Genomic DNA, 10428 nt, shown 5'->3' with positions numbered 1-10428 from the left:
CTGGCCTCCGGCTCCGAGGTCCCGGTCCACGTCGGCTTCCAGCGCCGCTTCGACACCGGCTACCGGAACGCCAAGGCGGTGGTCGACTCCGGTGAGCTCGGCTTCATCCACTCGATCCGCGCCGCCACCCACGACCAGGCTCCGCCGCATGCGTCGTACATCCGCACGAGCGGCGGGATCTTCCGCGACTGCACCGTCCACGACTTCGACATCATCCGCTACGTTACCGGGCGCGAGGTCGCCACCGTCTACGCGACCGGTGCGAACAAGGGGGCCGAGTTCTTCCGGGAGGCGGGTGACGTCGACACCGCCGCCGCGATCCTCACCCTCGACGACGACACGCTGGTGCTGGTGTCCTCGACCCGGTACAACGGCGGCGGCCACGATGTCCGGATGGAGATCCACGGGCAGAAGGGGGCGGTCGCGGTCGGGCTCGACGACTCACTCGCCCTCCGGTCCGTCGAGGTCGGCGTCGACTTCCCCAAGGGGCCACAGAAGTGGTCCTTCATGGAGCGCTTCCTGCCCGCCTACCGGGCCGAGCTGACCGCCTTCTGCGACGTCGCCGCCGGACGCACGCCGAGTCCGTGCACCGTGCACGACGCCCTCCAGGCCTTCCGCATCGCGGAGGCGTGCGAGCGCTCCCGCGCCGAGCGCCGCCCCGTCGACCTGACCGAGATCAAGGGAGCATGACCATGACCGACCCCGTCGCCGCCCGCATCGCCGCGGCGCCCATCTCGTGGGGGGTGTGCGAGGTCCCGGGCTGGGGCTACCAGCTCGCCCCCGACACCGTGCTGCGCCAGATGCACGAGCTGGGCCTGGCCGCAACGGAGTTCGGGCCGGACGGCTTCCTGCCGGACGCCCCGGAGGACAAGGCCAGGGTGCTGGCCGAGTACGACCTGCGGGCCGTCGGCCAGTTCGTGCCGGTGGTGCTGCACGAGCCGGGCCACGACCCGCTGCCCGAGGTCGAGTCGGCCATGGCGGGGCTGATCGCCGCCCGGGCGAGCACGGTCGTCATCGCGGCGGCGACCGGCACCGAGGGCTACGACGAGCGGCCGGTCCTGGACCAGGACGGCTGGGCCACCCTGCTGGCCAACCTCGACCGGGTCGACGCCGCAGCCGCGGCCAAGGGCCTCACCGCCACCCTGCACCCCCATGTCGGGACGATGGTGGAGAGCGGCGTGGAGGCGGAACGGGTGCTGGCCGGCAGCCGGATCGGACTCTGTCTCGACACCGGTCACCTGCTGATCGGCGGGGGCGACCCGGTGGCGCTGGCCGCGGCGCACCCGGACCGGATCGCGCACGTGCACCTCAAGGACGTCCGGCTGGACAAGGCCCGGGCCGTGCAGCAGCACGAGACGACCTACACCGGTGCCGTCTCGGAGGGGATGTACGTCCCGCTCGGGCAGGGCGACGTGGACATCGCCACCATCGTTCGGTCGCTCGAAGCGGCCGGGTACCAGGGCTGGTACGTCCTCGAGCAGGACACCATCCTGACCGGCAGCCCGGCCGAGACCGGGGTCGACCCGGCCGCCGACGTGCGTGCCTCGGTCGACCACCTGCTCGCCGTCGCGGGTGGGAGGTGAGCGCCGTGGCCGGCTCGGCGGCATACGACCTGGTGGCCATGGGCCGCACCGGGGTGGACATCTACCCGCTCCAGCACGGCGTGGGGCTCGAGGAGGTCCGCACCTTCGAGAAGTTCCTCGGCGGCAGCGCCACCAACGTCGCCGTCGCGGCGGCGCGGCACGGACACCGCACCGCGATCATCACCCGCACCGGCAAGGACTCGTTCGGGCGCTACATCCACCAGGCCCTGCAGGGCTTCGGGGTCGACGACGCCTTCGTCTCGGCGGTCGACGGGCCACCCACCCCGGTGACCTTCTGCGAGATCTTCCCGCCCGACGACTTCCCACTGTACTTCTACCGCTACCCCATCGCCCCGGACCTGATGATCGAGGCCGACGAGCTGCCGCTCGACGCGATCCGCGAGGCCGGCATCTTCTGGGCGACCGTGACCGGACTGTCCCAGGAGCCAAGCAGGACAGCGCATTTCGCGGCCTGGCAGGCCCGCGCCCGTAAGGTCCACACGGTTCTCGACCTCGACTACCGACCGATGTTCTGGCCGCACCCCGAGGAGGCCAGCGCCGCGGTCGGCGAGGCGCTCGAGCACGTCACGGTCGCGGTCGGCAACCGCGAGGAGTGCCAGGTCGCCGTCGGCGAGACCGAGCCGCAGCGGGCCGCCGACGCCCTCCTCGAGCGCGGGCTCGAGCTGGCCATCGTCAAGCAGGGCCCCAAGGGCGTGCTCGCGGCGACCGCCGACGAACGGGTCGAGGTGGCGCCCTTCCCGGTCGAGGTCGTCAACGGCCTCGGCGCCGGCGACGCCTTCGGGGGCGCGCTCGTGCACGGCCTGCACGAGGGCTGGGGGCTGCGCCGCATCCTCGAGTTCGCCAACGTGGCCGGCGCGATCGTCGCCTCCCGGCTCGAGTGCTCGAGCGCCATGCCCACGAGCGCCGAGGTCGATGCCGCCATCGAGCACGGCACCGTGCAGGAGAGGGAGCAGCGATGAGCACCACCCAGGTCACCGTCGCAGACCTGACCGAGATCAGGGTCCGCCAGCCGGGACGCATCGCCGACGCATGGGCGAGGCGCCGCCGCCGCGAGCTGGTCGGCCCGGACGGCCGCCTGCTGATCGTCGCGGCCGACCACCCGGCCCGCGGCGCCCTCGGGGTGCGTCAGGATCGGATGGCGATGGCCAGCCGCAGCGACCTGCTCGAGCGGCTCGCGACCGCGCTGCGCCGCCCGGGCATCGACGGCGTGCTCGGCACCCCCGACGTCCTCGACGACCTGCTGCTGATGGGCGCCCTCGACGACAAGGTCGTGGTCGGTTCGATGAACCGCGGCGGCCTGCAGGGCGCGGTCTTCGAGCTGGACGACCGCTTCACCGCCTACCGGGCCGCCGAGATCGTCGCGCGCGGCCTCGACGGCGGCAAGATGCTCACCCGCGTCGCACTCGCCGACCCCGGCACGGCGGCGACGCTCGAGGCGTGCGCCCATGCCGTCACCGAGCTCGCCGCGGCCGGGGTGATGGCGATGGTGGAGCCGTTCCTGTCCGAGCGTCGCGACGGCCGGGTCGCCAACCTGCTCGACCCCGACTCGACGATCAAGTCGGTCCACATCGCCGCCGGGCTCGGGGCCTGCAGCGCCCACACCTGGCTCAAGCTGCCCGTGGTCGACGAGCTCGAGCGCGTCATGGACGCGACGACGCTGCCGACCCTGCTGCTCGGTGGCGACCCGCAGGGGCACCCCGACGACACCTACGCCCTGTGGGGCAAGGCGCTCGAGCTGCCCGCCGTGCGTGGGCTCGTCGTCGGCCGGGCCCTGCTCTACCCGCCGGACGACGACGTCGCCGCGGCGGTCGACGTCGCCGCCGGACTGGTCCACGGAGGTGCCGCGTGAGCGGGCGCGACAACGACCGCTGGTTCCACCCGCTCGGCACGCTGGAGCGCGACGGCTGGCAGGTCTGCATCGACCCGTCGGTGCCGGGCTGGGAGCACACCAGCCTGTATGTCGCTCAGCTGGCTCCCGGTGACACGCGCACCCTCGCGGCGGGCGAGTGGGAGCACATCGTGCTGCCGTTGTCCGGGGCCGTCACGGTCGAGGCGGACGGGCAGCGGCTGTCGCTGGCGGGCCGGGCCGACGTCTTCGCCGGGCCCACGGACGTAGCCTACGTCGCGCGCGACCTCGGCCTGACGGTGACCGCGGGCGAGGGAGCGGCGCGGGTGGCCGTGTGCGGCGCGAAGGCCCGTGGGCGGCATACCCCCTCGGTGGTGCGGATCGCCCGCGAGGACGTACCCGTCGAGCTGCGGGGAGCCGGTCTGGCCAGCCGCGAGGTGCGCAACTTCGGCACCCCTGCGACCCTGGCGGCCGACGCGATCATCGCGTGCGAGGTGCTGACCCCGGCGGGGAACTGGAGCTCGTACCCGCCGCACAAGCACGACGAGGACCGGCCCGGGCAGGAGACCAGCCTGGAGGAGATCTACTACTACGAGCTCCAGTCCGCCCAGCGAGGCGAGCCTGGTCGGAGCTCGGGGGGGAACACGGGGGCCAGTGCCCCCCGTGGGATCGGGTACCAGCGGGTCTACGGCACCGCGGACCGGCCCATCGACGTGCTGGCCGAGGTGCGCTCCGGCGACGTCGTGCTCGTCCCGCACGGCTGGCACGGGCCCACTACGGCCCCGCCCGGCTACGACATCTACTACCTCAACATCATGGCCGGTCCCGGGACCGAGCGGGCCTGGCTCATCTGCGACGACCCGGCGCACACCTGGGTGCGCGACACCTGGCCCGACCAGGCCGTCGACCCACGACTTCCCTTCGGAGGCAAGCGATGAACGAGACCCGGCAGGCGGACGGGACCGTGCGTCTCACGGTGGCGCAGGCGGTCGTCCGCTTCCTGGCCAACCAGTGGAGCGAACGCGACGGCGAGCGCCAGAAGCTGTTCGCCGGCTGCTTCGGCATCTTCGGCCACGGCAACGTTGCCGGCATCGGGCAGGCGCTGCTGCAGAACGAGCTCGAGGCGGCCGAGCCGGACCGTCTCGAGTACGTCCTGGCCCGCAACGAGCAGGCCGCGGTGCACACGGCGGTCGGCTACGCCCGCCAGAAGGACCGGCTCCAGACCTGGGCCTGCACCGCCTCGGTGGGCCCGGGCTCGACGAACATGCTGACCGGCGCGGCACTGGCCACGGTCAACCGGATCCCTGTGCTGCTGCTGCCCTCCGGCACCTTTGCGACGCGGGTGTCCGGCCCGGTCCTGCAGGAGCTCGAGCAGCCGTATGCCGCTGACGTGACCGTCAACGACGCCTTCCGGCCGCTCTCGCGGTTCTTCGACCGGGTGGATCGTCCCGAGCAGCTACCGTCGGCCCTGCTCGGCGCGATGCGCGTGCTGACCGACCCGGTCGAGACCGGCGCCGTAACCATTGCGCTGCCGCAGGACGTGCAGGCCGAGGCCTTCGACTGGCCCACCCCGCTGTTCGCCGAGCGGGTCTGGCACATCGCGCGGCCCCCGGCCGAGCCGTCCCGGATCGCCGCGGCTGCCGAGCTCGTCCGCTCGGCGAAGCGGCCGCTCGTGGTGGCCGGCGGCGGGGTGCACTACTCGGGCGCCGAGGACGCGCTGGCGGTGTTCTGCGCGGCGACCGGGATACCGGTCGGGGAGACCCAGGCCGGCAAGGGCTCGCTGCTGCACGGCCACCCGCAGCTGATGGGCGCGATCGGGTCGACCGGCACCACGGCGGCCAACGCGCTGGCCCGCGAGGCCGACGTGGTCATCGGCGTCGGGACCCGGTGGGCCGACTTCACCACCGCTTCACGAACCGCCTTCCAGGGCAAGGGTGTCCGGTTCGTCAACATCAACGTCGCGAGCTTCGACGCGGGCAAGCAGGCCGGTCTGTCCGTCGTGGCCGACGCCCACGAGGCGCTGGCCGCACTCACCGTGGCGCTGTCCGGCTGGCGCGTGTCCGACGAGTACCAGGCCGAGCAGGCCCGCCTGTGGGCGGCGTGGGACGCCGCGGTGACCGCCGCCTACGACCCGCCCGCGGAGGTGACCGGTCGGCTCGCCGAGGGCCTGCTCACGCAGGGCGAGGTGCTCGGCGCGGTCAACGAGCTGACCGACCCGCGTGACGTCGTCCTGTGCGCCGCCGGGTCGATGCCGGGCGACCTGCACAAGCTGTGGCGGGTGCGCGAGCGCAAGGCCTACCACGTCGAGTACGGCTACTCGTGCATGGGCTACGAGGTGCCCGCCTCGATCGGCATCCGGCTGGCGGACGAGAGCCGCGACGTGTTCGCGATGGTCGGCGACGGCGGCTACCTGATGATGCCGACCGAGCTGGTCACCGCCGTGCAGGAGCGGGTCAAGGTCGTGGTCGTCCTGGTCCAGAACCAGGGCTTCCACTCGATCGGCTCGTTGTCCGAGTCCCTCGGCTCGCAGCGGTTCGGCACCCGCTACCGCTACCGCGACGAGGCCTCCGGCCGGCTCGACGGAGGGTCCCTGCCGGTGGACCTGGCCGCGAACGCCCGCAGTCTCGGGGCGCACGTCATCGAGGTGCACGACCGCTCGGGCCTCGAGGCGGCGGTCAAGCAGGCCAAGGCCGCGCCGGCACACGGCGGGCCGGTCGTCATCCACGTCGAGACGGACCCCACGATCTATGCTCCCGACAGCGAGTCGTGGTGGGACGTGCCCGTCTCTCAGGTGAGCGACCTCGCGTCGACCCGAGCGGCATACGCGACCTATCTCGACCACAAGGCCACCCAGCGACCCCTGATCACCCCCTCCGAAGGAGCAGGTCACCGATGACCCGACCCGTCATGCTCGGCAGCGCCCCCGACTCGTGGGGCGTCTGGTTCCCCGAAGACCCGCAGCAGACTCCGTGGGAGCGCTTCCTCGACGAGGTGGCCGGGGCCGGCTACACCCGGATCGAGCTCGGCCCCTACGGCTACCTGCCCACCGACCCGGCCCGGCTGCAGGAGGAGGTCGTCAGACGCGGCCTGACCATCACCGCCGGGACGATCTTCGAGCACCTGCACCGCCCCGACTCGTGGGACTCGACCTGGCAGGACGTCTCCGCCGCGGCCCGGCTCACCGCCGCCGTCGGGGCGAGGCATCTGGTCGTCATCCCGGAGTTCTGGCGCGACCCCACCACCGGTGAGGTCCTCGAGGACCCCCAGCTGCCGGACGACGGGTGGGCGCCCTATGCCGCCCGGATGAACCGGCTCGCGCGACAGATCCGCGACGAGTACGGACTGCAGATCCAGTTCCACCCCCACGCGGACACCCACGTGGACACCCACGCCAACGTCGAGCGGTTCCTCCACGAGACGGACCCTGCGCTGGTATCGCTGTGCCTCGACACCGGGCACATCTCCTACTGCGGCGGCGACAACCTCGCGCTCATCCGCGACTACCCCGACCGCATCGGCTACGTGCACCTCAAGCAGGTCGACCCGGCGGTCGTCGAGCAGGCCCATGCCGACGGTGTCGGCTTCGGCGAGGCCGTGCGGCGGGGGGCGATGTGCGAGCCCCCGCTCGGCATCCCCGACATGCCGCCGATCCTCGAGGCCCTCTCGGGCCTGGACGCCGAGCTGTTCGCGATCGTCGAGCAGGACATGTACCCGTGCCCGCCCGACCAGCCCTTCCCGATCGCCCAGCGCACCTACCAGTACCTGACCACCTGCGGGGGCGGTCAGCTCGTCTGACCTCCGCACCAACCCCTCAATAGCCCCGTCTCACCGACGAGACGGACACCCGAAAGGCAGGACCACGATGATCCGTACGACCCGCAGCTGGACCGCTCTGGTCGCCCTCGGCGCCGCCGGAGTACTTGCCCTCAGCGCCTGCTCGTCAGGTGGCGGGCGCACCGAGTCCGGCGGCGCTGCTGCCGGCGGTGGCGCGAAGGCCAAGACCATGACCGTGGCGATGATCACCCACCAGGCGCCCGGTGACACCTTCTGGGACATCATCCGCAAGGGTGCCGAGGCGGCCGCGGCCAACGACGGCGTCGACCTGCAGTACTCGAACGACCCGGACGCGACCAAGCAGGCCACCCTCATCCAGGCGGCCATCGACAAGAAGGTCGACGGCATCGCCGTCACCGACCCCAACACCGGCGCGCTGGGCGGCAAGATCAAGGCCGCGGTGGCCGCGGGCATCCCGGTCTCGATGTTCAACGCCGGCGGCACGGACGCGCTCGGCCTCGGGGCGATCGGCTACTTCGGCCAGTCCGAGACCGACGCCGGCATCGCAGTCGGCCAGCGGCTCGCGAAGGACGGCGCGAAGAACGCCCTGTGCGTCATCCAGGAGCAGGGCCAGCAGCAGCTCGAGGACCGCTGCGACGGCATCATCAAGGGTGCCTCCGGCGACGTGAAGATCCAGCGGCTCTACGTCAACGGCCGCGACGACTCGGCCGTGACCACCTCGATCCAGGCCAAGCTCACCCAGGACCCGTCGATCGACTGGGTGGTCACCCTCGGCGCCCCCTTCGCGCTCGACGCCGTCAAGTCGGTCGGCAACGCGAGCAGCAAGGCGAAGATCGGCACCTTCGACACGAACAAGGAGCTCGTCGGAGCGATCAAGGACGGCAACGTCCAGTGGGCCGTCGACCAGCAGCCATACCTGCAGGGCTACCTCGCCGTCGACTCGCTGTGGCTCTACAAGACGAACGGCAACGTCATCGGCGGTGGCAAGAACGTCGCCACCGGGCCGGCCTTCATCGACAGCGCCAACATCGCGCAGGTCGCCAAGTTCGCCGAGAACGGGACCCGGTGAACCGGCATGTCCACCGCCACGAGCACCACTACTGACGACCGGGTCGTCACCCGATCGTGGCTGGCCCAGACCCTGGGCCGGCCCGAGGTCGGGGCCCTGATCGGAGCGGTCGCCATCGCGGTGCTGTTCCTCGCGGCCGCCCCGGCGTTCCGCAACGTCACCAACATCGGCACGATCCTCTACGGCTCTTCCACGATCGGGATCATGGCCGTCGCCGTGGCGCTGCTGATGATCGGCGGGGAGTTCGACCTGTCCGCCGGCGTCGCCGTCACCACCTCAGGCCTGGCGGCCGCCCACGTGTCCTGGTACTTCGGGCTCAACGTATGGACCGGGGTCTTCGTCGCGCTGCTCGTCTCGCTGCTGATCGGGGCGTTCAACGGCTGGCTGCTCTACAAGACCGGCATGCCGAGCTTCCTGGTCACCCTGGGCACCTTCTTCATCCTGCAGGGCGTCAACCTCGCGGTGACCCGGATCGTCACCGGCGGCGTCTCGTCCAACTCGCTGAACGACATGGACGGGTTCAACAGCGCCCAGGCAGTCTTCGCCTCGACCTTCGACATTGGCTCGGTCCGGATCAACATCACGGTGATCTACTGGGTCATCCTGACCATCATCGGCAGCGTGCTGCTGCTGCGCACCCGCTACGGTAACTGGATCTTCGCCGCCGGCGGTGACGCGGCAGCGGCCCGGGCCGTCGGTGTCCCGGTCGTCGCGACCAAGATCGCGCTGTTCATGGGGGTCGGCTTCTGCGCCTGGCTGCTCGGCATGCACCTGCTGTTCAACTTCAACAACGTGCAGTCCGGGCAGGGCGTCGGCAACGAGTTCATCTACATCATCGCCGCGGTCATCGGCGGGTGCCTGCTGACCGGCGGGTTCGGCTCGGTCGTCGGCGCGACGGTCGGGGCGCTGATCTTCGGCATGACCCAGCTCGGGATCTCCTACGCCGGCTGGGACGTCGACTGGTTCAAGACCTTCCTCGGCGCCATGCTGATCCTGGCCACACTCGTCAACCTCTACGTCAAGCGGAAGGCGGACGCAGGATGACCGCGCTCACCGAACAGCACAGCCACACCGTCGACCACCCACTGCTCGAGTTCGACGACGTCGGCAAGAGCTACGGCAACGTCCAGGCCCTGCGTGGCGTCAACCTCCGGGTCCGACAGGGCGAGGTCACCTGCGTGCTCGGCGACAACGGTGCCGGCAAGTCCACCCTGATCAAGATCATGGCCGGGCTGCACGACTACACCGAGGGCGTCATGAAGCTCAACGGGATCGAGCGACGGTTCGGCTCACCGCGGCTGGCCCAGGCGGCCGGGATCGCGACGGTCTACCAGGACCTCGCCCTCGCTCCGCTCATGGCGGTCTGGCGCAACTTCTTCCTCGGCAACGAGATCCGCAAGGGTCCGCTGCGGCTGCTCGACATCCCGAAGATGAAGCGCGTCTGCGGCGAGGAGCTGCGCAAGATGGGGATCGAGATCCCCGACCTCGACCGCCCGGTCGGGCGCCTGTCCGGGGGCCAGCGGCAGGTCATCGCGATCGCCCGGGCGGTCTACTTCGGCGCCAAGGTCGTCATCCTCGACGAGCCGACCGCGGCGCTCGGCGTCAAGCAGTCCGGCGTCGTGCTGAAGTACATCGTCAAGGCCCGCGACGCCGGGCTGGGGGTCATCTTCATCACCCACAACCCGCACCACGCCTTCATGGTGGGCAACCACTTCATCATCCTCAAGCTCGGCCGGGTGGTGCTCGACGCACACCGCGACGAGCTGACCCTCGACCAGCTCACCGCGGAGATGGCCGGCGGTCAGGAGCTCGCCGAGCTCAGCCACGAGCTGGGGCGCGTCGACCCGGGCAAGGTGGTGGCGCCGCACGAGGTCCGCCACGGCGGCGTGGCCGCACCCGAGCTCGAGGACGGCGACGGCGAGGGCGACGGAGAAGGAAAGGACAGTACGACGTGATGGCATCAGGCACCCTGCGGATCGGCATCGTCGGGGTCGGCATGATGGGCAGCGACCACGCGGCACGGGTGGCCACGCGCACCTCCGGGGTACGGCTGGTCGCCGTCTCGGACCCGGACCGGCCGAGGGCGCAGGCCCTCGCCGCCGGGTTCGACGGGG

General features: G+C 71.4%; 11 protein-coding genes. All 11 read left to right on the top strand.

Translation table 11 applies throughout. The annotated features are described in order from the left end of the window. A partial coding sequence (locus WMI84_RS14235; protein ID WP_347354270.1) for a Gfo/Idh/MocA family oxidoreductase occupies positions 1–690 on the top strand: 690 nt, incomplete at its 5' end. A gap of 2 nt (positions 691–692) precedes the next feature. Then, complete coding sequence (locus WMI84_RS14230; RefSeq protein WP_347354268.1) at positions 693–1583, top strand: TIM barrel protein; 891 nt, start codon at positions 693–695, stop codon at positions 1581–1583. Further along, positions 1580–2563, top strand: a complete 984-nt coding sequence (iolC, locus tag WMI84_RS14225) for a 5-dehydro-2-deoxygluconokinase (RefSeq protein WP_347354266.1) — start codon at positions 1580–1582, stop codon at positions 2561–2563. The genes WMI84_RS14230 and iolC overlap by 4 nt, the downstream gene beginning before the upstream one ends. Next, positions 2560–3453 carry a deoxyribose-phosphate aldolase gene (locus tag WMI84_RS14220; protein ID WP_347354264.1) on the top strand — a complete coding sequence of 298 codons (894 nt, stop codon included), beginning with the start codon at positions 2560–2562 and terminating at the stop codon, positions 3451–3453. The genes iolC and WMI84_RS14220 overlap by 4 nt, the downstream gene beginning before the upstream one ends. A gap of 41 nt (positions 3454–3494) precedes the next feature. Further along, entirely contained in the window at positions 3495–4388 is an 894-nt protein-coding gene (gene iolB / locus WMI84_RS14215; protein ID WP_347354273.1) for a 5-deoxy-glucuronate isomerase, read from the top strand. After that, a complete protein-coding gene (gene iolD / locus WMI84_RS14210) occupies positions 4385–6346 on the top strand; it encodes a 3D-(3,5/4)-trihydroxycyclohexane-1,2-dione acylhydrolase (decyclizing) (protein WP_347354262.1) in 1962 nt (653 codons plus the stop codon). The genes iolB and iolD overlap by 4 nt, the downstream gene beginning before the upstream one ends. Beyond that, entirely contained in the window at positions 6343–7245 is a 903-nt protein-coding gene (locus WMI84_RS14205) for a TIM barrel protein (RefSeq protein ID WP_347354260.1), read from the top strand. Before iolD ends, WMI84_RS14205 begins: the two co-directional genes overlap by 4 nt. Before the next feature lie 67 nt (positions 7246–7312). Further along, a complete protein-coding gene (locus tag WMI84_RS14200; protein WP_347354258.1) occupies positions 7313–8314 on the top strand; it encodes a sugar ABC transporter substrate-binding protein in 1002 nt (333 codons plus the stop codon). A gap of 6 nt (positions 8315–8320) precedes the next feature. After that, on the top strand, positions 8321–9358 hold the full coding sequence (locus WMI84_RS14195) for an ABC transporter permease (RefSeq protein ID WP_347354256.1): 1038 nt from the start codon (positions 8321–8323) through the stop codon (positions 9356–9358). Further along, on the top strand, positions 9355–10269 hold the full coding sequence (locus WMI84_RS14190) for an ATP-binding cassette domain-containing protein (protein ID WP_347354254.1): 915 nt from the start codon (positions 9355–9357) through the stop codon (positions 10267–10269). Before WMI84_RS14195 ends, WMI84_RS14190 begins: the two co-directional genes overlap by 4 nt. After that, positions 10269–10428 (top strand): Gfo/Idh/MocA family oxidoreductase (locus WMI84_RS14185; RefSeq protein ID WP_347354271.1); only part of this gene is annotated, 160 nt, incomplete at its 3' end. The genes WMI84_RS14190 and WMI84_RS14185, both read left to right, overlap by 1 nt.

The sequence above is a fragment of the Intrasporangium sp. genome (assembly GCF_039812505.1).
Lineage (GTDB): Bacteria > Actinomycetota > Actinomycetes > Actinomycetales > Dermatophilaceae > Intrasporangium_A.
This window is presented reverse-complemented; position numbering and strand designations above follow the sequence as displayed.